The organism is Geodermatophilus pulveris, assembly GCF_900188375.1.
GTDB lineage: Bacteria > Actinomycetota > Actinomycetes > Mycobacteriales > Geodermatophilaceae > Geodermatophilus > Geodermatophilus pulveris.
In genome coordinates this window covers 78,444-101,567 of record NZ_FZOO01000007.1, presented here as the reverse complement: position 1 = coordinate 101,567, position 23,124 = coordinate 78,444, and the positions used below count along the sequence as shown (strand labels likewise).

Here is a 23,124-nt window from a genome sequence, read left to right as displayed (position 1 = left end):
AGGGAGACGGCCCGTCCGTACTCCGTGATCGACGTGCGTGTGCCCCTCCTCGACGGGCGTGCCGCGACGTGCGCCGGCCACCGACCCGATCCACCTGCTGAGGAGCACACCACCGTGGCTGACTTCCGCCTCGTCGCCGAGGCCCGCACCGAGTTCGGCAAGGGCAGCGCCCGCCGCACCCGCCGGGCCGGCCGCATCCCCGCCGTCCTCTACGGGCACGGCCAGGACGTCGTGCACCTGTCCCTGCCGGCCCGCGAGTTCGCCGCGGCCCTGCGCAACGGCGGCAGCAACGTCCTGCTCACCGTCGTCCTGGACGGCCGGGAGCAGCTCGCCCTGACCAAGGCGGTGCAGCGCGACCCGCTGACCCGCACCCACGAGCACGCCGACCTGCTGGTCGTCAGCCGCGGCGAGAAGACGACGGTCGAGGTGCCGGTCGTCGTCGTCGGCGAGCCGGGCATCGACTCCATCCCGAACCACCAGCTGAACACCCTCGCGATCGAGGCGGACGCCACCAGGCTGCCCGAGACGATCGAGGTCGACGTCACCGGCCGGACCGCCGGTCAGAACATCACCGCCGGCGACGTCCGCCTGCCCGCGGGCGCCACGCTGGTCACCGACCCGGATGCGCTGGTCATCGGGTTCCTCGGTGCGCCGACCGCCGAGGCGCTGGAGGCCGAGCTCGCCGAGGCCGAGGCCGAGGCCGGCATCGAGCGCGAGGAGTCCGGGGCCGCCGAGGAGGGCGTCGGGCAGGGCGACGTCGTCTCCGAGCCGCAGGACCAGGGCAGCGGCGAGTCGATGGACGCCGCCGAGAAGGGCTGAGTCACCTGAGCGAGGGGTCCCCGCTGACCGAGCACACCACCCGCAGGGGCGCCGACGACGTCGGCGCCCCTGCGGCCGTGTCCGACGGCCCCTTCCTCGTCGCCGGGCTGGGCAACCCCGGCCCCTCCTACGCCGGCAACCGGCACAACGTCGGCGCGATGGTGCTCGACGAGCTGGCCGCGCGCGCCGGCGTGAAGCTCTCCCCCGGGAAGGGCAAGCGGGCCCGGACCCTGGTGGGCGAGGGCCGGCTGGCCGGCCGCCGCGTCGTGCTGGCCCGGCCCACCACCTACATGAACGAGTCCGGCGGCCCGGTCCGCGGCCTGCTGGACTACCACTCGATCCCGGCCACCGACCTCGTGGTGCTGCACGACGAGCTCGACGTCCCCTTCGGCACCGTGCGGCTCAAGCGCGGCGGCGGCGAGGGCGGGCACAACGGTGTGCGGTCGGTCTCCCGGTCCACCGGGACGCGGGACTACCTGCGGGTGCGCGTCGGCATCGGCCGCCCGCCCGGCCGCCAGGACCCCGCCGACTTCGTGCTCCGCGACTTCTCCGCCACCGAGCGCAAGGAGCTCGACCTCCTCGTCGCCGAGGCCGCCGACGCCACCGAGGAGCTCCTCGCCCTCGGGCTCGAGGCCGCGCAGAACGTCGTCCACCCCCGGACGTGACCCCGGCCCAGGTGGGTGAGTCACCGTCCCCAACGGGTGAACGGGTCCGTCTCGCATTGACCCGACGGTCACCCGCAGTGATCGTTCTCCGGGCGGCGACCACCGTGCCCGGACGAAATCCCTGCTGACAGCGGGAGCAACGGCCCCGGGCGGGTGACGCCGACTACACGTTGTCACGCGTGTCCGGGGGGAACCGTGCTGCTCGACCACTCCACCGTCCGTCTCGGCTCGACGTCCCGCGCCTCGGCGGGGACGCCGGCCGTGCCCCGCCGACCCCGCCCGCGGGCCGGGCAGGCGCCGTGGGCGGGCCGGTACTCGGGCGCCCTCACCGCCTTCGAGTCCACGGCCGCGGCGGTGGCCGCGGGGCTGGTCCTCGGCACGCACCCCGACGCCCGCCCGGACACCTCGCTGTTCTGGGCCAGCCTCGCCCTGGTCGTCGTCTGGCCGGTCCTGCTGCACGCCACCGGCGCCCACGCCGAGCGGGTCTTCGGCACCGGCAGCGACGAGTACCGCGCGGTCGGGCGGGCCGGCTTCGTGCTGCTCGCCGTCGCCGGGTTCGCCTCCTACGCCGCCGACCTCGACCTGAGCCGCGGCCTGGTGGTCGGCGCCGTCCCGGCGCTCACCCTGGGCAGCCTGCTCGGCCGGTTCGCGGCGCGCTGCACGCTGCGCGGCCTGCGCGCCCAGGGCCGCTGCACCAAGCGCGTCGTCGTCGTGGGCCGGGGTACGGCGGCCCTCGAGCTGGTCGACCGGCTGCGGCGGGAGCGGTTCGCCGGCCTGGAGGTCGTCGCCGTCTGCGTGACCCCCGGCGACCGCGACCGGGTGACCCAGGTCGCCGGCGTCCCCGTCGGCGGGCTGGACGACGTGCTGTCCCTCGTCGGCTCGCTCGGCGCGGACACCATCGCGGTGACCTCCGCCAGCGAGACCGCCGCGCAGTACCTGCGCTCGCTGTCCTGGCAGCTGGAGGGCACCGGCATCGAGCTGCTGGTCGCACCCGGCCTCATCGAGGTCGCCGGCCCCCGGCTGCACATCCGCCCGTTCGAGGGGCTGCCGCTGCTGTCGGTGGAGCAGCCGCGCTTCGAGGGCTGGCAGCGGGTGGTCAAGGGCGGCCTGGACCGCGTCGTCGCCGCGCTGGCGGTGCTGCTGCTCGCCCCGGTGCTGCTGGGGGTCGCCGTCGCCGTCAAGGTCACCAGCCCCGGCCCGGTGCTCTACCGCCAGGAGCGGGTGGGCGTGAACGGGCAGGCGTTCACGATGCTGAAGTTCCGCAGCATGGTGGTCGACGCCGAACGGCAGCTGGACGCGCTGCGGGCGCAGAACGCCTCCGACGGGCTGCTGTTCAAGATGCGGCTCGACCCGCGGGTCACCCCCGTCGGCCGGGTGCTGCGCCGGCTGTCCCTGGACGAGCTGCCGCAGCTGTTCAACGTGCTCGGCGGCTCCATGTCTCTGGTCGGCCCCCGCCCGCCGCTGCCCGGCGAGGTGGCCCGCTACGACACCTCGGTCAGCCGCCGGCTGCTGGTCAAGCCCGGGCTCACCGGCCTGTGGCAGATCTCCGGCCGCTCGGACCTCCCCTGGGAGGAGGCCGTCCGCCTGGACCTGCGCTACGTCGAGAACTGGTCGCTGGCCATGGACCTGCTCATCCTCGTGAAGACCGTCCGCGCCGTCGCCACCAGCTCCGGCGCCTACTGAAGGACCTCCCTGCCCCCCGCCGCTCGCAGGCTCGCGGCGGGACCCTGCAGGGAGGCCGCCCGTCCTCCCCACCCCTCGCTGGCTCGGGGCTGGACCCGGGACGGGGCCGTTCCAGCACGTCACCGGGCGCGGGTCCCGGGACGGGGCCGTTCCAGCACCTCACCAGTCGGCAGCTGCCCCGTGCGGGTGACGTGGGCCGCGCAGCCCTCCCGCCCGGCCCGGGGCCCGGGCGATGCTCACCGAGGGCGACGAGACCCGTGCCCTCCGCATGGGACGCCGTCCCTGCAGCCCGGACGCGATTCGGAGGCCCAGGTGGACCGCTTGAGCATCGCCATGGTCGGGACGCGCGGCGTCCCGGCCCGCTACGGCGGCTTCGAGACCGCCGTGGAGGAGATCGGCCGCCGGCTGGCCGACGCCGGGCACCGGGTGGTCGTCTACTGCCGCACCGTCCCCGGCGCGCAGCAGCCGGCCCCGGCCGAGCACCTGGGCATGGAGCTGGTGCACCTGCCGGCCGCCCGCCGCCGCTCGCTGGAGACGCTCAGCCACACCGCCCTCTCGGTCCGACACCTGCTGGCCCACCGCACCGACGCGGCCGTCCTGTTCAACGCGGCCAACGCGCCGCTGCTGCCGGCGATGCGCGCCGCCGGCATCCCGGTCGCCACCCACGTGGACGGCCTGGAGTGGAAGCGCGCCAAGTGGGGCGGCACCGGACGCCGCTACTACCGCGCGGCCGAGGCGCTCGCCGTCCGCTGGTCCGACGTCCTCATCGCCGACGCGCAGGGCATCGCCGACTACTACCGGGACGCCTTCGCCGCGCCCACCACGCTGCTGACCTACGGCGCCCCGCTGATCCAGCCCGGCGCGCACCGGCTGGCCGAGCTCGGCCTCGAGCCGCGCGGCTACCACCTGGTGGTGGCCCGGTTCGAGCCGGAGAACCACGTCGACGTCATCGTCGAGGGCTACGCCGCCAGCACCGCCGCCAGGCCGCTGGTCGTCGTCGGCTCGGCGCCCTACGCCGACGCGTACACCGCCCGGGTGCACGCGCTGGCCGACGGCCGGGTGCGCTTCCTCGGCGGCGTCTGGGACCAGGAGCTGCTCGACCAGCTCTACGCGAACTGCGCCACCTACCTGCACGGGCACTCCGTGGGCGGCACGAACCCCTCGCTGCTGCGCGCCATCGGCGCCGGCGCGGCGGTCACCGCCTTCGACGTCGACTTCAACCGCGAGGTCGTGGCCGACGCCGGCCGCTTCTTCCGCACCCCGGACGACGTCGCCCGCGAGGTCGCCGCCGTCGAGGCCGACCCCGGGTGGGTCACCCGCGCCGGGCAGCGGGCCCGGGAGCTGGCCGGCGGGTACGACTGGGACGCCGTCGCCGCCGGCTACGAGGAGCTCGCCCGTGCGCTGGCCGGGCGCCGCTTCCCGGCCCGCCGGCCCTCCGGGCGACGCCGGCCGACCGCGGCCGACGCACCCCTCACCACGCCCCGTCCCGCCGTCGCCGTGCCCGCCCCGGCCACGGCCCCGGCGGCCGAGCGGCTCCCGGCGGGTCAGCAGTGACCGCGACCGTCCAGCCCACCCCCGCGGACCTGCGGACGACGCTGCGCCGGCTGGCCGCCGCGCAGAAGGGGTCGACCGGCGCCCCGGCCTACTCGCGCTTCGTCAACCGCCCGCTGGGCCGGCTGTTCGCCGCGCTCGCCTTCGCCGCCGGGCTCACGCCCAACGCCGTGACCGCGGCCAGCGCCGCGGCCACCGCCACCGGCATCGCCCTGCTCGTCCTGGTGCCGCCGTCCGTGCCGGTGGGCGTGGCCGTGGCCGCCTGCCTGGTGCTCGGCTACGGCCTGGACGCCGCCGACGGGCAGCTCGCGCGGCTGCGCGGCGGCGGGTCACCGGCGGGGGAGTGGCTGGACCACATGGTCGACGCCGCCAAGCTGCTCACCCTGCACCTGGCCGTGCTGGTCGCGCTGTACCGCTCCGGCGCCGTCGAGGCGGGCCCGCTGCTGCTGGTCCCGATCGGCTACTGCATCGCCGACGGCGTGCTGTTCTTCGCGATGCTGCTCAACGAGGCGCTGCGTGCGCAGCACGGGGTGGCGACGCGCGCCCAGCCGTCGGCCGGGACGTCGTCCCTGCGCCGGTCGCTGCTGTCGCTGCCCACCGACTACGGCGTCCTGGCCCTGTCCTTCCTGCTCTGGGGCGTGCCGGCCGTGTTCCTGTCCGCCTACGCCGTCCTCTTCCTGGCGACGGCGGCGCACCTGGCCATCGGGTCGGGGAAGTGGTTCCGAGAGATGGGCGGGTTGCCGCGATGAGTCCCCTGGGCAACGGTCGGCCGGCGCCGTCCCGCCGGCGCGAGGTGGTCGGCGGGGTGGCCGCGGCGCTGGTCGTGATCGCCGTGGTCGTCGTCGGCCTGCTGCTGCGCGGCGGCGGTGGCGACGGCGGCGGGGACGTCGCGGCGGCCGGCACGGCGACCCCGTCGGCCGAGGCCCCGGCGGCCCCCGGTACCCCGGCACCCCCCTCCGGGGAGCCCGCACCGCCACCGCCGGCCCCCGCTCTGCCGGACCCGGCCGCGACGCCCGTCGTCGCCGACGAGCTGCCGCCGAGCCTGCCCGCGGTGGCGCTGGACCGGCCGGCCGAGGCCGACGACGGCGTCGCCGCGTCGCTGACGGCGCTGGAGGCCGTGGACGGCACGGGCACCGGACCGGGTGACGTCGCCGGACCCGCCGTGCGGGTCACCGTCGAGCTGAGGAACGGGACCGCGGCGCCGCTGGACCTGCTCGGCGTGGCCGTCGACCTGACCCACGGCCCGGAGCGCGTGCCGGCGTCGCCGCTGGGTGACCCGTCCGCGCGGGCGTTCTCCGGCACCCTCGCTCCCGGTGCGGTGGCCGACGGGGTCTACGTGTTCCGCGTCCCGGCGGATGCCCGTGACCTGGTGACCGTGTCGGTGAGCCCCCGGCCCGGTGCGCCCTACCTCGTCTTCGAGGGCGCCGCGCCCTGACCGATCCGTCCCCGCCCGACGCAGGGCCCCGGCCACCGGCCGGGGCCCTGCGTCCGTTCCCGGGGTCGGCGCCACGGCCGCGGAGGCCCGCGCGGGCCGGCGTCGGACGCCCCCGGCCGCGGTGCTCGCGATCCCCCGTGTGTCACCCACAGTGACGACTGCGCGTCGCCCGTCCGGGCCCCGCTCACCGCAACGGGGGATGTAGGCGCCTTCTCGTCACGCTTAGTGTCCGCCGCGGAGTTGCAGACGAGCCCCGGACCACGGGGACGAGCGGGGGAATCGCATGTCTGGACGTGTCAGGGCCGTGTCCCGGCCGATCGTGGCGGCAGGGGTCGCCCTCATGGTGGGGGCGGGTGTCCTCGGAGGGGTGGTCGCGCCGGGGACCGCGCGAGCCGACTGGGCTCCGCTGGACCGGACCGACCCCGCGACGCCGGCCACGGTCACCGCCGACCCGCTGCCGACCACGCAGATCAACGGCGTCGCGTGGGCGCAGCTGGTGGTCGGCAACAAGGTCTACGTCGCCGGCGAGTTCACCCGGGCCCGCCCTGCTGGCGCCGCCCCGGGCACCCAGGAGACCGCCCGCAACCACCTGCTGGCCTACGACATCCGCACCGGCCAGCTGGACACCTCGTTCGCGCCCACCCTGAACGCCCAGGCGCTGGCGCTCGCCGCCTCGCCGGACGGCTCGCGGATCTACGTCGGCGGGGACTTCACCCGGGCCGACGGGCAGAGCCGCTACCGCGTGGCCGCGTACAGCACCGCGACCGGGCAGCTCGTCAGCGACTTCCGTCCCGCAGTGGGCAACCAGGTGCGGGCCATCGCGGCCACCGACTCGACGGTGTACCTCGGTGGCGCCTTCGCCTCCGTCGGGTCGACCGCCCGGAACCGGCTGGCGGCGGTCTCGGCCGCCACCGGCGCCCTGCTGCCCTGGGCACCTCGTCCGGGTGTCGGGTCGACCGCCGGCAACACGCTGAAGGACGACCCGGAGAAGAACGCGCAGACCAGCAACGAGGTCCTGGCCCTCGTCGTCGCCGGGAGCAACGGCCAGGTCGTCGCCGCCGGGCGGTTCGACTCCCTCAACGGGGTCAAGGCCACGGGCGTCGGCGCCCTGGACGGTGTGACGGGGGCGACCCGCCCGTTCGCGGTGAACCGGCTGATCACCAACCAGGGCGTCAACTCGGCGGTCTGGAGCCTGAGCACCGACGGCACGTCCGTCTACGGCACCGGCTACAACTACTACGGCCCGGGCAACCTCGAGGGCTCCTTCGCCGCGGAGGCCACCGGTGGCAGGGTGCGCTGGATCAACGACTGCCGCGGGGACACCTACTCGATCTTCGCGAAGGGCGGTGCGGCGTACCACGCCACCCACGCCCACGTCTGCGACAACATCGGCGGCTTCCCCGAGCAGAACCCGCGGGTCAACATGTACGGGACCGCGGTCTCGAACGCGGCCACCGGGACCGTGGGCCCCGTGACGGTCCAGGGCATCCCGTACTTCCGGGGCCAGCCGGCGCCGTCCGTCCTGCCCTGGTACCCGACCTTCTACTCCGGCCGCTACACCGGCCAGTACCAGGCGGGCTGGACGGTGACCGGCAACGACGACTACGTCGTCTACGGCGGTGAGTTCCCGGGCGTCAACGGCCTGACCCAGCAGGGTCTCGTGCGGTTCGCCGTGTCCGACATCGCGCCCGACCGCGTGGGGCCGCGGACCACCGGCACCTGGACCCCGACCGTCAGCATGGTCCCCGGGGCGGCCCGGGTCTCGTGGCGGGCGGTCTCCGACCGCGACAACGAGCACCTGACCTACCGGGTGTACCGGGACAGCATGGCTGCCGCGCCGGTGTGCGCGGTGACCCGCCCGTCGCAGTGGTGGACCCTGCCGACGTACGCCTGCTCGGACACCGCGGCCACCGCCGGGGCACACCGGTACCTGGTGACCGCCACCGACGCGGCCGGCAACCGGGTCTCCTCGACGTGGGTGACCGCCACGGTCGGCAGCGCCAACCGCAGCCCGTCGCGCGCCTACGCCGGACTGGTGCAGGCCGACGGGGCCCTGCAGCACTGGCCACTGGGTGAGGCCTCCGGCACGAGGGCGTACAACCGGACGAACGGGCTGGACCTGACCGTGCAGTCCGGGGTCACCCGGCGCCAGGCCGGCGCCATCGCCGGTGACGCCGACACCTCCTACGCGTTCAACGGCACCAGCAGCGGCTACCTGGGCGGCACCTCCGCCATGGCCGCGCCGCAGACCTTCTCGGTCGAGGCCTGGTTCCAGACGACCTCGCGCGCCGGGGGCCGGATCGTCGGCTTCGGCAACTCCGCCACCGGCTACAGCTCCAGCTACGACCGGCACGTGATGATGGACGCCTCCGGCCGGCTGGCCTTCGGCGTCCGGCTCAACGGGACGAACCCGACGGTCACCACGACCGGCACCTACAACGACGGCCGGTGGCACCACGTCGTCGGCACCCTCGACCACACCGGTCTGGCCCTGTACGTGGACGGCACGCTGATCGGCAAGCGCGCCGACGTCACCGCTGCCTCCAGGTACACCGGCCACTGGCGGGTCGGCGGTGACCGCAGCTGGTTCAGCGGGGCGGACTGGTTCGCCGGCCGCATCGACGAGGTCGCCGTGTACCCCCGGGCGCTGTCGCCGGAGCAGGTGCGGGCCCACGACAGCACCGGCCGCAGCGGCACCGTCCCGAACGCGGCGCCGACGGCGTCGTTCACGGCGACGCCGGCGGACCTGACGGTGGCGGTGGACGGGGCGGCCTCGGCGGATGCCGACGGCCGGGTGGCGGCCCACGCGTGGGACTTCGGTGACGGCGCGACCGGCACCGGGGCCACCGCGTCGCACACCTACGCCGCCGCGGGCACCTACACGGTGCGGCTGACGGTGACCGACGACGACGGTGCCACCGGCACGGTCACCCGGACGGTCACGGTGACCGCCCCGGCACCGCAGCCGGAGCCGGAGCCGGAGCCGGGGGTGCAGCCGCTGGCCGCGGACGCCTTCGAGCGCAGCGTCACCTCCGGGTGGGGCACCGCCGACGTCGGTGGGGCGTGGACGATGAGCGGCAGCTCGGGCATCTCCTCGGTGACCGGCGGCGCCGGTCAGCTCTCCGGCGGGATCGGCCGCACGGTGGGCGCCACGCTGGGTGCGGTGTCCGGTCAGGACGTGGCGGTGCAGGCGGAGCTCACGCTGCCGCAGGCGGCCACCGGCACCGGCGCCTGGGTGTCGCTGGGCGGGCGCAAGGTCGGCAGCACCGACCAGCGGGCCACCCTGCGCTTCCAGTCCACCGGCGCGGTCGACGTCCGGCTGGACCGGACGGTGGACGGCGCGGAGACCGTGCTGGCCTCGCAGCGGCTGGCCGGCACCTACGCGCCGGGCACGGCGCTGACCGTGCGGCTGGAGCTGGCCGGCACCGCCCTGCGGGCCAAGGTCTGGCCGGCGGGCACAGCCGAGCCGACGGCGTGGACGGTGACCGCCACCGACACCACCGCGGCCCTGCAGCGGCCGGGGTCGCTGTTCCTGGAGGTCTACACCTCCGGCAGCGCCACCCGGCGGCAGGACCTCCGCCTGGACGACCTGTGGGCCGGCCAGGCCGGGCAGCTGCCGCCCGCGCCGTGAGCCTGCGGCGATGACGAGCTCACCCCCGGCGGTCTCCCGCCGGGGGTGAGCTCGTCGCCGTCCTGCCCCTCCCGGGTGACGACAGGGCGGCCCGCCCGGCCGCACCCTGGCACGACACCCGCGGTCGGTGCCGGCCCCCCGGTCGGCGGCCCCGCCAGCACGTCAGGAGGAACGCATGACCGAGCCGGCCCCGCTCGCGGTCGTGGTCGTCTCGTTCGGCTCGGCCGACCTGCTGCGCCGCAATCTCGCCGCCGCGGCCCTCACCGGGCCGGAGGTGCACGTCGTCGTCGTCGACAACTTCTCCACGCCGGCCAACCGGCGGGCGGTGGAGGAGCTCGGGGCGGCCCACGGCTGGCACGTCGTCGGGATGCCGGACAACCGGGGTTTCGGCGCCGCGTGCAACGCCGGCGCGGACGCCGCCCGGCGGCTGGGCGCCCGCACCTTCCTGTTCCTCAACCCCGACGCCGTCATCAGCGCCGCCACCGTCGCCGAGCTGCGCGCGCACAGCCTGCGTGAGCCGCTGGCGCTGATCAGCCCGCAGCTGGTCGACTCCGCCGGCGAGGTCGTCTTCCGGGTGGCCCGCACCGACCTGCGCGACGGCCGGGTCCGCCGCCGGCCGGCCGCGGCCGACCCCGCCACCACCGACCCCGGCGACTGGCTGTGCGGCGCCTGCCTGGTCGTCCACGACGAGCTGTTCACCCGGATCGGCGGCTTCGACGAGGGCTACTTCCTCTACTGGGAGGACGTCGACCTCGGCTACCGCGCGGTCGCCGCCGGCGGCCGGGTGGTCCTGCGGGAGGACCTGGTCGCCGTTCACGACGAGGGCGGCACCCACGACGACGGCCGCCGGGGCGGCGCCAAGTCCGCGCTGTACTACCGCTACAACTGCCGCAACCGGCTCGCCTTCGCCCGCCGGCACCTCGGGCGGGCCCGGCTGCTGCGCTGGCTGCTCGCCACCCCGGCGGTGAGCTGGGAGATCCTGCTGCGCGGCGGACGGCGGCAGCTGCTGCACTCCCCGCGGCTGCTGTGGGCCGCCGTGCGGGGCGCGCTGACCGGCCTGGCCCTGGCCCTGCCCGGGCTGGTCACCGGACCACGCCCCCGGTCGCGCCGGCCGTCGGTGCTGATGGTCCACCCGGGTGCGGAGCTGTACGGCTCCGACCGGGTGTTCCTGCAGTCGGTCGAGGCCCTGCTGCCCGGCGCCGAGGTCGTCGTCGCGCTGCCGGGGCACGGGCCGCTCACCGCCGAGCTGGAGCGCCGCGGCGCCCGCGTCGTGGTGTGCCCGATGCCGGTGCTGCGCAAGGCCGCGCTGCGGCCGGCCGGCGCCGCCCGGCTGCTGCGCGACGCCGCCACCGGCGTCGTCCCCGCGCTGCGGTTGCTGCGCCGGCACGGCGCCGGCGGGGTCGTCGTCAACACCACGGTGCTGCCCTCCTGGCTGCTGCTCGCCCGGGTCGCCGGCCGGCGGGTGGTCTGCCACGTGCACGAGGCGGAGTGGCCCGGCCCGGCGGTGCTGCAGCGGCTGCTGCTCGGCGTGCTCCGGGCCGCGCACACCGTCATCGCCAACAGCCGGTTCACCGCCGGGGTGCTGCTCGGCCTGGTGCCCGCCCTCGCCGGGCGGGTGACCGTGCTGCCCAACCCGGTGCCGGGGCCGGTCCGGCCCGCGCCGGCCGGGGCGCGCCCGGACGGCCCGGTGCGGCTGCTTTTCGTGGGTCGGCTCTCGCCCCGCAAGGGCCCCGACGTGGCCATCGCCGTCCTGCGCGAGCTGCTCGCTCGCGGGGTGGACGCGCGGCTGACCCTGGTCGGGTCGGTGTTCCCCGGCTACGAGTGGTTCGAGGCCCGGCTGCGCGCCGCCGCGGCGGACGCCGGCCCGCGCGGGCGGGTGGAGTTCCGCGGCTTCGCCCCCGACGTGTGGCCGGCCCTGGCCGACGCCGACGTGGTCCTGGTGCCCTCGCTGCTCGACGAGTCCTTCGGCAACGCCGCGGTGGAGGCCGTGCTGGCCGCCCGCCCGGCGGTGGTCAGCGACCTGCCCGGGCTGCGCGAGGCCGTCGAGGGCTACGCCGGCGTCCAAGTCGTCGCACCCGGCCGCCCGGAGCTGTGGGCCGACGCCGTCGAGCGGCTGGTCGCCGCCCCGGCGGCCTTCCGCGCGGCCGCCGCCCGGGACGCCGCCGAGGCCCGCCGCCGGCACGCGCCGGACGGCTACCAGGCGCGGCTGGCCGCGGTGGCGCTCCCCGTGGCGCCCGTCCCGGCCCCACGCACCCACGACGACGCCCGACGACCGACGGGGCTCCCGCGATGACCACCCTCCCGCTCCCTACCGCCGCGCCGGTGCCCGCCACGACCGTGCGGGTCACGGTGGCCGTGCCCACGTACCGCCGGCCCGGCCACCTGCGCGAGCTCCTGCCCCGGCTGCTCGACCAGGCCCGCGAGGTCGGCGCGGACGGCCGGTACGCCGTCGACGTGCTGGTCGTGGACAACGACCCCGACGGCAGCGGCGCCGCGGCCGCGGCTGGCGTCCGGTACGTCGCCGAGCCCACGCCCGGCATCGCGGCCGTGCGCAACCGCGCCCTCACCGAGGCCGCCGACGCCCGGCTGCTGGCCTTCATCGACGACGACGAGCGCCCGGCCGACGGCTGGCTGGCCCACCTGCTGCGCACCTGGGCGGACAGCGGCGCGGCCGCGGTCTCCGGCCGGGTCCTGGCCGAGTACGCCGCCGAGCCGGACCCGTGGATCCGCGCGGGCGGCTTCTTCGTCCGCCGCAGCATGCCCACCGGCACCGCCATCGACGTCGCCGCGTGCGGCAACCTGCTGCTCGACCTGGACCAGGTGCGCGCCCTCGGCGTCGGCTTCGAGTCCGCGTTGGGCCTGGGCGGGGCGGAGGACACGCTGTTCAGCCGGCGGCTGGCCCGCGCCGGCGGCCGGATGGTGTGGTGCGACGAGTCCGCCGCCGTCGACCAGGTGCCGGCCGAGCGGATGACCCGCGCCTGGGTGCTCACCCGCGCGTACAGCCACGGCAACGCCACGGTCCTCACCGACCTCCGGCTGACCCCGGGCACCGCCGCCCGGCTGGCCCTGCGGGGCCGCTGGGCCGCGTCCGGCCTGCTGCGGGTCGCCGCCGGTGCGGCGCGGTGGGGCTGGGGCGTGCTGCGCCGGTCGTACCGGCACCAGGCCCGGGGGCTGCGCGCGGTCTGCCGCGGCGCCGGGATGGTGGGCGGGGCCGGCGGGCTGGTCTACGAGGAGTACGCGCGCTCCGGCCGCCGCTGGCGGCTGGCCCGGGTCGGTGCCCGGTGAGCCCGACCACCACGCTGCGGACCGCCGTCCGGGCCGGCCGGCGCACCGCCCGCCGGGGCGCCGGCGTGCTGCTGGGCTCGGCGGTCGAGCTGCGCACCGGCGCGCCGGACGTCGTCCTGACCTTCGACGACGGGCCCGAGCCCGGCGGCACCGACCGCGTGCTGGCCGCCCTGGCCGACGCCGGGGCGACCGCGACGTTCTTCGTGCTGCTCACCCGGGTGCGCCGGCACCCGTCCCTGCTGGGCGAGGTCCTCGCCGCCGGGCACGAGGTGGCGCTGCACGGGGTCGACCACCGGGCGCTGCCCACGCTGCCGCCCGCGGAGGTCGGCGGCCTGCTGCGCGGGGGCCGGGCGGAGCTGGAGGACGCGACCGGCGCCCCGGTCCGCTGGTACCGGCCGCCGTACGGCCGGCAGACCCTGCGCAACTGGCGCGCCGTCACCGGCGCCGGCCTGCTGCCGGTGCTGTGGGGCCCGACCACGTGGGACTGGAAGGACATCCCGCACGCGGAGCGGGTGGCCAAGGCGATGACCGGCGTGGCGCCGGGGTCCATCGTGCTGGCCCACGACGGCTTCGCCGGTCCCGAGGACGGCGCCTGCGACGGCCCGCCGCCGCGGGTCGACCGCGGGGAGCTGGTGACCTCCGTGCTCGACGGCTACGCCGGGCTCGGGCTGCGCGCCCGCTCGCTCGGCGACGCGCTCGAGGCCGGCTCGCTGGTCCGCGAGACCTGGTTCCCGGGCTGACCGTCGCGGGCCCGGCCCGGCCCCGCGGTCAGCGACCGCTGCCCACCACCTGCCGCCCCCAGGCCACGACGCCGGCCAGGTCGGCGCGGACGGCGGGGTGCGCGGCGCACAGCGCGTAGGCGGCCAGGCCGGCCACCAGCCCGGCGGCCAGCCGCCCCGGTGCCGGCCAGTCCGCCGTCAGCAGGGTGACCGCGGCGCAGGTGCCCCCGGCGAGCGCGGCGCCGGCGGTGATCCGCAGCGCGCCGAGCAGCAGCGCGCGCACCGGCACCACGGTGGTCCGGGACAGCCACCACAGCGACAGCGGCCACTCCAGCAGCGCGGCGCCGGCGTACCCGGCGGCGACGCCGACCACCCCGAAGGGCACCCCGGCGGCGATGCAGACCGCCTTGAGCGCGAGCGCGACGGTGGTGTAGCGCAGCAGGGCGCCGGACAGGCCCCGGGACAGGTAGACCCAGAAGCCGACGAAGGACAGCGTCTGCGCGCTGCCGGCCACGGCGAGCAGGGCCAGCACCGGCGTCACCGCCTGCCAGCGGTCGCCGAGCAGGAGGTCCACGAGCGGGTCGGCCGCGCCCGCCGCGAGGGCGAGCGCCACGACGACCGGGATGCCGAGCGCCTGCTGGCCGCGGCGCAGGTAGGCGCCGAAGCGCTCCTGGTCGTCCTGCAGGCGGGACAGCACCGGGACGGCGACCGTGGTGGCCGGCGTCCGGAGCTGGTTGAGCGGCGTCATGAGCAGCTGGAAGCCCCGGCTGTACACGCCCAGGGCGGTGGGGCCGGCCCACAGGCCGAGCGCCATCGAGTCCAGGTTGTTGCCCACGTAGTAGACGACGTGCGTGCCGGTGAGTCCGCCGCCGAAGCGCAGCAGCGGCCCCAGCCCCGCCCCGCGGCGCGGCCGGCCGGGCACCCACCGGGCCAGCGCCACGACGGCGACCAGGCCGACGGCTCCCACGGTGAGCTGCTGGGCGACCAGCGCCCAGTGGCCGGCTCCGCCCGCGGCCGCGGCCACGGCGACGGCCAGTGCCACGGCCTGGGCGAGCAGGTCGGTGCCGGCGACGGCGCCGAACCGCAGGTCGCGGGTGAGCCCGGCGCGGTACTGGGCGGCCAGGCCGTTGAGCACGAAGGTCAGCGCGAGGGCCTGGACGACCGGCACCAGCTCGGCCTGGGAGAAGGCGTCGGCCACCAGGCCCGCCGCGCCGACGGCGACGGCGGCCAGGACCAGGCCGGCGGCCGTGCTGACCCAGAAGAGCCCGTCGCGCTGGTGCCGGGTGAGCTCCGGGGCGCGGATCGCGGCGGTGGTGAGCCCGAGGTCGCGCACCACCTCGCCGATCCCGACGACGATCAGGCCCACCGCCATGAGGCCGTACTCGTAGGGGCTGAGCAGGCGGGCGAGGACGACCACGGAGGCCAGCTGCAGCAGGATGCGCGCGCCCTGCCCGGCCAGGGTGACCGCCGCGCCGCGGGCGGCGACCCCGCCGAGCCCGCGGCCCGACGGCGCCGGCGGGTCCGGGGTCCCCGGGGTCCCGGCCGCCCGCGGCTCAACGGCCGAGGACACGGGGCTCCCCGTCCGGGGCGGGTCCGCCGGTCACCGGCGGCGTCCCGGCGGGCCGGCGGGCGTACTCGCCGAGGACGTAGCCGAAGGCGCCCACGACCAGCCCGGCGTAGCTCGCCACGACGGTGACCGCCCGGGCGCGGGCGGCGACGTCGCGGCGCAGCAGCGCACCGGCGGCACCCAGCCCCGCCAGCGGCACCCGCACGGCCGCCTTGGCGAGGACGGCGAGCCGGGTCCGCCAGCGGCCGGCTGCGCCGTCGGCGAGGTGCACCTCCGCCCGGCTCCACGAGCTGCCCGCGCGGAAGCTGCGCCGCAGCACCCAGGCGCGGGTGAGCCGGTCGGCGGGGACGAACTCCACCGCCTCGGCCTCGTCGCACCAGCGGATGTCCGCGCCCCGGCGCACCAGGGCGTGGGTGAACAGGGTGTCCTCACCGCCGGTCAGGCCGAACCGCTCGTCGAACGCCAGCCCCAGCGCGCGGACCTGGTGCAGGTCCAGCAGCAGGTTGCCGGCGCCGGCACCGGACACCTGCGTGCCGGTGGGCAGCCGCCGCCGGTCGAACACCCCGGAGCCGGACACCCAGGCGTCGGCCGCGCCGAGGAACCGCGCGGGCACCGGGCCGGCCACCGCGGCGCAGCCCCACGCCGACCAGGCGGCGACCAGGTGCGCCAGCCAGCCGGCCGACGGCAGCTCGTCGTCGTCGACGAAGACCAGCAGGTCGGCGTCGCCGGCCTCGGCCAGGGCCCGGTTGCGGGCGGCGGAGATGCCCGGCCGCGGCTCGTGGGCGTAGCGGACGCCGCGGCCGGCCCAGGCGCCGACGACCCCGGCGGCGCTGCCCTCGGGGTCGTTGTCCACGACCACGACGTCGGCCCGCGGCAGGACCGTGCCGGCCTGCGCCTCGAGCTCGGCGAGCAGCGCCGGCAGCCACCCGGTGCGCCGGTAGGTCAGGACGGCGACGACGCACCGCGGGGGTCCACCTGCACGCACGACCGGACTCCTCGCCTCGACCCGTCGACGTCCCCGCCGACGGCCGGCAGAACGCGATCCGGTGCACTCGTCACCGTGTCCGGACAATGTAGTGCCGCACATTTCCCGGCACCGCCGACACATCCTCCTTTCGAGTGAGGAATCAGGGTGGCGCCAATGTCCCCGCCTTTTCCGTGGAATGTTGTGGAGGTCCTCCGCCCGTGCGGGGACCCGTCGTGGCGCGCTGCCCGACGGCCCGGGTGAGCGGAGGGGGGAACGGGTGTGAGCCGTCCGCCGTCCCCTGCCCCGCGGTGAGCGGCCTCCTGCAGCTGGCCCTGCTCGGCGGGGCCGCGCTGTCGGCCGGTGCCCTGGCCCTGACGCTCCTGCACCGGGCGCCGCGCGCGGCCCTGGCCGGCTGGCTGGCCGTGGTGTGCGGCGTGCCGGTGTGGGTCGGCGTGACGCTGGTGGTCGAGTTCGAGCCGCACGTGCTGGCCAGCGCGGGCCTGGTGGCCTGCCTGGTCCCCGGGGTCGTGGCCGGGCGCGGGCTGGGTGCCGGCCGGGTGACCGCGGCCGACGGGGCCCTGGCGTTCTTCCTGGCAGCCGCCCTGGTGGGCGCGGTCACCGGCCGGTCCACGGTCTCCGACGTCTTCCTGCTCGTCGTGCAGTGGTCCGGCGCGTACCTGGCCGGCCGGCTGGTCGGTCACCGCGTGCCGCTGCGCTGGGTCTACGGCGCGGTCGCCGTCGCGCTCACCGTGGTCGCCGGGATCGCCCTGGTGGAGTTCGTGTCCGGCTGGAACCCGTTCGTGGGCATCCCCGGCTCCGGCCGGCTGCACGAGGACTGGGCGCCCATCCAGGAACGGGGCGGCCGCACGCGGGCCGAGGCGGCGTTCGGGCACTCCATCGCGCTGGGCGCCAGCCTGGCGCTGGCCGTGCCACTCGCGCTGGCGTGCGGGCTGCGGGCCTCCGTGCGGGTGGCGATGGCCGTGGTCCTCGTGGCCGCGTCCGCCGTCACGTTCAGCCGGATCGGCCTGTTCACCGCGGTCGCCGGCGTCGCGCTGTCGGTCGTGTTCGTCCGCTCCGGGCTGTCCGCCCGGCTGCGCTGGTCGGTCGTCGGCGGCCTGGCCGTGGCCGCCGCCGCCCTGTCCCCGCTGGTGGCCGGCACGTTCGACGCGGCCGGCGACGAGGCGACCGCCAGCGCCGGCTACCGCGTCGACCTGCTCGGGCTGCTGCCGACGCTGCAGCCCTTCGGCTGGGCCGACAGCCTGTACGTGTCGCCGACGGGACGGCGGACCTTCGCCGGCTTCGACTCCATCGACAGCGCGCTGCTGCTGGTCGGTCTGGACTACGGCTGGGTGCCGATGGTCGTCGTCGTCGTCCTGCTGCTCGGCGCGCTGTGGTGCCTGGCGTCGGGCCGGGCGACCGCCCCGACGGTCGCGGTGGTCGCGCAGATCCCCGCGCTGGCCACCGTCGCGCTGATCACCCAGTACTCCACGCTGTTCTGGTTCGTGGCCGGACTGGCCGTCTTCAGCCAGGCGGCGGCGCGGGTCCCGGCCGGTGCCGGGCCGGTCGACGAGGACCCATCCGAAATGGTGAACGGCCTGGAGCGGCGACCATTCTCAGCGCTACGTTGACCATTCATCCGGCGGCTGTCCCGGTGGTGCCGACCACTTCGGAAGGAAAACCGTGTCCCTGAACCAGTTCCTCACCGTGCTGCGGCGCCGGATCCGGTGGGTCCTGTCGGTGTTCGTCCTCTGCCTCGTCGCGGCGGTCGTGCTGAGCGCCTTTCTGCCCCGCCGGTACGAGGCGACCGCGGAGCTCTACGTCTCGGTGACCACCGCGGAGAGCGTCGACGACCTCGCGCAGGGCGCCCGGTTCACCCGCGAGCAGATGGCCTCCTTCGCCAGCCTCGCCCTCACGCCCCGGGTGCTGGAGCCGGTCGCCGAGCGCTTTGACGTCAGCTCCGGCGCCCAGGGCCTCGAGCGGCGGGTCAGCGTGCAGGCCTCCGACACCACGGTCGTCATCGAGCTGACCGTCGCCGACGCCGACCCCGACCGCGCCGCGGACCTGGCCAACGCGGTGGCCACCCGCACCATCGACGTGGTCGAGGACCTGGCCCCGGAGAGCCCGGTCGGCGGCGACTCCGCCGTGCGCGTCACCGTGGTGCGGCCCGCGACGGCGCCGGAATCGGCCGCGTCGCCGAACACGGTCCTCAACGTCGCCGCCGGCACGGTCCTCGGCCTCAGCCTCGGGATCCTCCTGGCGCTGGCGCGCGAGGCGCTCGACACCCGGGTCCGGGACGCCGACGTGCTGGCCCAGCTGACGCCCCTGCCGATGCTCGGCCGGGTCGCCTCCTGGTCCGAGCGCCAGGGGCGGGTGCTGGTCGCGACGGCCCCGCACAGCCCGGCGGCCGAGAGCATCCGCCAGCTGCGCACCAACCTGCAGTTCCTCCGCGTCGCCCGCGACCCGGCCGGCGCCGGTCGGGCGGGGGCGGAGGTCGTGTCGGTCACCTCGGCGCTCAGCGGCGAGGGCAAGTCGACCGTGTCGGCCAACCTCGCCGTCGCCCTGGCCCAGACCGGCGCGCGCGTGCTCCTCGTGGACGCCGACCTGCGCCGGCCCACGGTGGCCGACGTCCTCCGCATCGAGGGGGGCGTCGGGCTCACCACCGTGCTGGCCGGTGACGCCGGGCTCGCCGACGTCGTCCAGGAGTGGGGGGCCGCCGGCCTGCACGTGCTGCCCTCCGGAGCGCTGCCGCCCAACCCGACCGAGCTGCTCGCCTCCCCGGCCATGCGCTGGCTGGTCGACCAGCTCCGTCAGGCCTACGACTACGTCGTCGTCGACACCTCCCCGCTGCTGCCGGTGGCCGACGCCAGCGTGCTGGCCGGCCTCGTCGACGGGACGGTCGTCGTCGCCAACGTCACCCGGGTCCGCCGCGCCCAGCTGCGGCAGGCCCTCGGCAACCTCGAGCAGGTCTCCGCCCGCGTGTTCGGCGTCGTCCTCAACCAGGTGCGCCGCGACGAGGAGCCCTACTCCTACCGGCAGTGGGACACCGCGCGGGGGACGGCCCCGGCCGCCGCCGCGGCCGCCGGGTCGTGACCGGGCCGGGGGCACCCGGCGACGGGCCGCCGTTCGTCGTCCTGGCCGTCTGCACCGGCAACGTCTGCCGGTCCCCGGTGGCCGAGCTGCTGCTGCGCGCCGGGCTGGGCACCGGCAGCGGCGTCGAGGTCACCAGCGCCGGCCTCGACGCGCTCACCGGCCGGCCCGTGGACCCGGCCATGGCACGTCGGCTGGCCGCGCGGGGCGTGGACCCGCACGGCTTCACCGCCCGCCAGCTCGACCCGGCCGGCGTCCGCCGGGCGGACCTGGTGCTGACCGCGACGGCCACCCAGCGGCGGTCGGTGGTCGCCCTGGTGCCCGCGGCCGTCCGGCGCACCAGCACGCTGCTGGAGTTCGCCGCCGTCGCCGGGCTGGTCGACCCGGCCGCGCTGCCGGAGCGCCCCGGGAACCGGCTGGCGGCGCTCGTGGGGGCCGCACCGCGCGCCCGGGCGCTGCGTACCGGACCGGCCGCGGACGACGTCGAGGACCCCTACCGCCGCCCCGAGGACGCCTTCGACCGCGCGTTCACCGCCATCGACGACGCGGTCGGGCGGCTGCTGGCCGTCCTCCGGCCGCACCCCGCACCGGCCGGCGCTGGACGACCCGTCCGGGTGACGACAGGCGGTGCGCTCCGGTGATCGACTCGGGGAGCCGCGGACGGACGCCGCGGCGTGCACGGGGGAGAACTGCCATGAGCACGGTGATCGGCTACGCGCCGGGCGCGTACGACCTGTTCCACGTCGGCCACCTGAACCTGCTCCGGCGGGCCGCTGAGCAGTGCGACCACCTCGTCGCCGGCGTGGTCTCCGACGAGGTGCTGGTGCTGACCAAGGGCCGCCCGCCGGTGGTGCCGCTGGCCGAGCGGATGGAGATCGTGCGCGGCCTGCGGGTCGTCGACGAGGTGCACGCCGAGGTCGTGCCCGACAAGCTGGAGACCTGGCGCACCGTCGGGTTCGACGTGATCTTCAAGGGCGACGACTGGCGCGGCACGGAGAAGGGCCGCCGGCTGGAGCGCGACTTCGCCGCGGTCGGCGTCGAGGTGCGCTACTTCCCCTACACCGTGCACACCTCCAGCACCGCCCTGCGCCGCGCGCTCGCCGCCCTGGAGCAGGGGCCGGGGGACCCGGTGCTGGCGCGGGCGGCGGACGGCCGCCGGTGACCGCCCGGCCGGCCGGCGCGGGCGCCGGGGTGCGGCCGCGCGGTCCGCGGGTGTCGCTGCCGCCGGTGCTCATGTACCACTCGATCAGCACCTCGGAGCTGCCCGACCCGCACCGCGTGCGGGTGCACCCCGGCCGCCTCGACCGGCACCTGCGGCTGCTGCGCCGGCTGGGCCTGCGCGGTGTGTCGCTGGGCGAGCTGGTGGCCGCCGCGGACCGGGGCCGCGCCCGGGGCCTGGTCGGGCTCACCTTCGACGACGGCTACACCGACTTCCTGCACGAGGCGGTCCCCGTGCTGGCCCGGCACGGGATGACCGGCACGCTCTACGTCGTGGCCGGCCGGCTCGGCGGCTGGAACGGCTGGGACGACGGCCCGCGGCTGGCCCTGCTCGACGCCGACGGGGTGCGCGCCGTGGCCGCCGCGGGGCACGAGGTCGGCAGCCACACGCTGACCCACGTCCGGCTGGCCGGCGCCGACCCGGCCACGCTGTCCCGCGAGGTCGCCGGCAGCCGCCGGGTGCTGGAGGACGTCCTGCAGGCCGAGGTCCCCGGCTTCTGCTACCCGTGGGGCGACTTCGACGAGGCCGCCGCCGAGGCGGTGCGGTCCGCCGGCTACGACCACGCCTGCGTCACCGGCGACTACCGGCCCGGCGACCGGTTCACCGTGCCCCGCTGCTACGTCGCCCCCGGCGACACCGGCGCCCACCTGGTCGCCCGGCTCGCCCGCCACCACCTGCGCGTCCGGTGAGCCGGCCGCACCGGCGGTGACCCGGCGCCGCCCGCGGCGGGGGGCGGGTCGCGCCGCGGCCGCACTGGCCGTCGCCGCCCTGCTCGGCGGCTGCTCCGCCCCCGCGGTGCCGGCCGCGGGCCCGGCCGCCGCCCCGGTGCCGCCCGCCGACCGCGTGCCGCCCGCCGAGTCCGTGTCGCCCGCGACGGTCGCCGAGCCCCTGCCGGACCTGGGCCCCGGCGTCCACGAGGTCGAGGTGGGCGGGCAGGCCGCGGTCGTCGTCCGCCCGCAGCAGCCCAACGGCCGGCTGGTCCTCTACGCCCACGGCCTCGACGCCCGCGGCACCGCCGTGCTGGCCGGCGAGGGGTTCGGTGCGCTGGCCGACGGGCTCGTGGCCGCGGGGTACGCCGTGGCCGCCAGCGACGCGGGGGGCGACGCCTGGGGCGACGCGGCGAGCGTCGACGCCCACGCGGCCCTGGCCGCCGCCGTGACCGACCTGGTGGACGCCACGGACGTGTACCTGGTGGCCGAGTCGATGGGTGGCCTGGCCGGCGCGCGGCTCGTCGAGGGCCGGCGGATCCCGGGGCTGCGCGCCTACGCCGGCATCCAGCCGCTGTGCGACCTGGGGTCGGTGTACGACGACCACGCCGCGTCGATCGACACGGCGTACGGCCCCGCGGTCGACGGGGCGCTGCGGGCGCTGTCCCCGGTCCGGCTGGACGCCGCCGTCCCGGCGGTCTTCTGGGCGTCGGCGGAGGACACCGTCGTCGACCGCGCCCGCAACGCCGACGTCTGCGCCGCCCAGGTGGTGGCCGACGGCGGCAGCGCCGTCGTGCGCGCGGCGGAGGGGGAGCACGGCGACCCCAGCCACTACGACCTGGGCGCGCTGCTGGACCTCTTCGCGTCGACCGCGGCTCCCCCCTTGGGGGCACCGCCGGCGCCGGGGAGTTGAGCGTCCGCCCGCCCCTCGGTGGACTGGGCACGAGGGCCGCCCGCCGGGCGGTCCGGGGGAGGTGGGGCATGACCGAGGACACGACGACCGGGCCGGCACCGCGCGGGCGGCTCGCGGCGGTGGGACCGGTCCCGCTGCTCGCCGCCCTGCTGGCGGTCGACCTGGCGCTGATCGCAGCCTCCGTCGTCCGCCTGGTCACGGCCGGCCCGGACCTCACCGACCCGTGGCTGCTGGAGACCGACGGCGGCTGGGCCGAGGTCGTGGGCTACGCCCACCAGGCGGTGCTCGGGCTGCTGCTGCTGGCCCTGTGCCTGCTCACCCGCCACCTGGTCTGGGCCGCGTACGCCGCGCTGTTCCTGCTGGCCCTCGCCGACGACTCCCTGCGGCTGCACGAGAACCGCGGCGCCTGGCTCGCCGACCGGCTGGCCGCGCGGCTGTGGTTCCCGCCCGACGGGTTCCTGGGCCTGCGGGCCAGCGACCTCGGCGAGCTGCTGCTGTGGGCCCTGCTGGCCGCGGCCCCGCTGCTGGCCGCGGTGCTGCTGCACCGCCGCGCCGACGGGTGGGACCGACGGGCCAGCCGGGGCATGGCCGTGCTCGTCGCGGCCTACGTCTTCTGCGGCGCCGTCCTCGACCAGGTGCACGTGCTCTTCCTGGACAGCTGGGTCGGCGACGTCGTCGGCACGGTGGAGGACGGCGGGGAGCTGGTCGTCCTGAGCGCCTCGGTCGGGTACGTCGCGGGCCGCCTCGCCGACCGGCGGCGGGCCCGCGCCGCCGGAGGGCCGGGTGCAGGTCGCAGCGCCGCGACCCCGGTGCCCGTGCGGGGCTAACCTCGGGGGACGGCCCCCCGCGCACCCGGCGCGGCGCGTGCGGCCACGG

At 77.2% G+C, this 23,124-nt stretch carries 19 protein-coding genes; 17 read left to right on the top strand and 2 right to left on the bottom strand.

Annotation, left to right across the window (positions count from 1 at the left end; all coding sequences use genetic code 11):
• The first annotated feature begins 114 nt into the window (after positions 1-114).
• The 10 genes from CHB98_RS14830 (at position 115) to CHB98_RS14780 (ending at position 13,809) form a co-directional block, all read left to right on the top strand.
• A complete protein-coding gene (locus CHB98_RS14830) occupies positions 115-819 on the top strand; it encodes a 50S ribosomal protein L25/general stress protein Ctc (protein WP_089306369.1) in 705 nt (234 codons plus the stop codon).
• A gap of 77 nt (positions 820-896) precedes the next feature.
• Positions 897-1,484 (top strand): aminoacyl-tRNA hydrolase, encoded by a 588-nt coding sequence (pth, locus tag CHB98_RS14825; RefSeq protein ID WP_089306368.1) that lies wholly within the window; start codon positions 897-899, stop codon positions 1,482-1,484.
• A gap of 261 nt (positions 1,485-1,745) precedes the next feature.
• On the top strand, positions 1,746-3,167 hold the full coding sequence (locus CHB98_RS14820; RefSeq protein ID WP_245821175.1) for a sugar transferase: 1,422 nt from the start codon (positions 1,746-1,748) through the stop codon (positions 3,165-3,167).
• Positions 3,168-3,479: 312 nt separating this feature from the next.
• On the top strand, positions 3,480-4,721 hold the full coding sequence (locus CHB98_RS14815; RefSeq protein ID WP_245821174.1) for a DUF1972 domain-containing protein: 1,242 nt from the start codon (positions 3,480-3,482) through the stop codon (positions 4,719-4,721).
• Entirely contained in the window at positions 4,718-5,467 is a 750-nt protein-coding gene (locus CHB98_RS14810; RefSeq protein ID WP_089306366.1) for a CDP-alcohol phosphatidyltransferase family protein, read from the top strand. The genes CHB98_RS14815 and CHB98_RS14810 overlap by 4 nt, the downstream gene beginning before the upstream one ends.
• Positions 5,464-6,153: a hypothetical protein gene (locus tag CHB98_RS21715; RefSeq protein ID WP_179224523.1), complete on the top strand. Its 690-nt coding sequence runs from the start codon at positions 5,464-5,466 to the stop codon at positions 6,151-6,153. The genes CHB98_RS14810 and CHB98_RS21715 overlap by 4 nt, the downstream gene beginning before the upstream one ends.
• A gap of 367 nt (positions 6,154-6,520) precedes the next feature.
• Positions 6,521-9,784: a LamG-like jellyroll fold domain-containing protein gene (locus CHB98_RS14795; protein WP_245821173.1), complete on the top strand. Its 3,264-nt coding sequence runs from the start codon at positions 6,521-6,523 to the stop codon at positions 9,782-9,784.
• Positions 9,785-9,959: 175 nt separating this feature from the next.
• Positions 9,960-12,077 carry a glycosyltransferase gene (locus CHB98_RS14790; RefSeq protein ID WP_089306362.1) on the top strand — a complete coding sequence of 706 codons (2,118 nt, stop codon included), beginning with the start codon at positions 9,960-9,962 and terminating at the stop codon, positions 12,075-12,077.
• 29 nt (positions 12,078-12,106) lie between these two features.
• On the top strand, positions 12,107-13,069 hold the full coding sequence (locus tag CHB98_RS14785; RefSeq protein ID WP_218822378.1) for a glycosyltransferase family 2 protein: 963 nt from the start codon (positions 12,107-12,109) through the stop codon (positions 13,067-13,069).
• Entirely contained in the window at positions 13,066-13,809 is a 744-nt protein-coding gene (locus CHB98_RS14780) for a polysaccharide deacetylase family protein (protein WP_218822377.1), read from the top strand. The genes CHB98_RS14785 and CHB98_RS14780 overlap by 4 nt, the downstream gene beginning before the upstream one ends.
• Positions 13,810-13,837: 28 nt before the next feature.
• On the opposite strand, the gene CHB98_RS14775 is transcribed toward CHB98_RS14780, so the two are convergent.
• Positions 13,838-15,358 carry a lipopolysaccharide biosynthesis protein gene (locus tag CHB98_RS14775; protein ID WP_089306360.1) on the bottom strand — a complete coding sequence of 507 codons (1,521 nt, stop codon included), beginning with the start codon at positions 15,356-15,358 and terminating at the stop codon, positions 13,838-13,840.
• The gene (locus tag CHB98_RS14770; protein ID WP_245821172.1) at positions 15,342-16,340 is read right to left on the bottom strand and encodes a glycosyltransferase family 2 protein; all 999 of its coding nucleotides are present in this window, start codon (positions 16,338-16,340) and stop codon (positions 15,342-15,344) included. Before CHB98_RS14770 ends, CHB98_RS14775 begins: the two co-directional genes overlap by 17 nt.
• 290 nt (positions 16,341-16,630) lie before the next feature.
• On the opposite strand from CHB98_RS14770, the gene CHB98_RS14765 reads away from it, so the two are divergent.
• From CHB98_RS14765 to CHB98_RS14735, 7 genes are all read left to right on the top strand, one after another.
• Positions 16,631-17,950 carry a hypothetical protein gene (locus CHB98_RS14765; protein ID WP_089306359.1) on the top strand — a complete coding sequence of 440 codons (1,320 nt, stop codon included), beginning with the start codon at positions 16,631-16,633 and terminating at the stop codon, positions 17,948-17,950.
• A gap of 52 nt (positions 17,951-18,002) precedes the next feature.
• Positions 18,003-19,412 carry a tyrosine-protein kinase domain-containing protein gene (locus CHB98_RS14760; RefSeq protein ID WP_089306358.1) on the top strand — a complete coding sequence of 470 codons (1,410 nt, stop codon included), beginning with the start codon at positions 18,003-18,005 and terminating at the stop codon, positions 19,410-19,412.
• Positions 19,409-20,050: an arsenate reductase/protein-tyrosine-phosphatase family protein gene (locus CHB98_RS14755; RefSeq protein ID WP_143425104.1), complete on the top strand. Its 642-nt coding sequence runs from the start codon at positions 19,409-19,411 to the stop codon at positions 20,048-20,050. Before CHB98_RS14760 ends, CHB98_RS14755 begins: the two co-directional genes overlap by 4 nt.
• A gap of 53 nt (positions 20,051-20,103) precedes the next feature.
• Positions 20,104-20,571 (top strand): FAD synthase family protein, encoded by a 468-nt coding sequence (locus CHB98_RS14750; protein WP_089306356.1) that lies wholly within the window; start codon positions 20,104-20,106, stop codon positions 20,569-20,571.
• A complete protein-coding gene (locus tag CHB98_RS14745) occupies positions 20,568-21,317 on the top strand; it encodes a polysaccharide deacetylase family protein (protein WP_218822375.1) in 750 nt (249 codons plus the stop codon). Before CHB98_RS14750 ends, CHB98_RS14745 begins: the two co-directional genes overlap by 4 nt.
• Before the next feature lie 16 nt (positions 21,318-21,333).
• Positions 21,334-22,248, top strand: coding sequence for an alpha/beta hydrolase (locus tag CHB98_RS14740; RefSeq protein ID WP_089306355.1), 915 nt, complete (start codon positions 21,334-21,336; stop codon positions 22,246-22,248).
• A gap of 68 nt (positions 22,249-22,316) precedes the next feature.
• Positions 22,317-23,075, top strand: coding sequence for a hypothetical protein (locus tag CHB98_RS14735; RefSeq protein WP_089306354.1), 759 nt, complete (start codon positions 22,317-22,319; stop codon positions 23,073-23,075).
• Positions 23,076-23,124 lie beyond the last annotated feature (49 nt).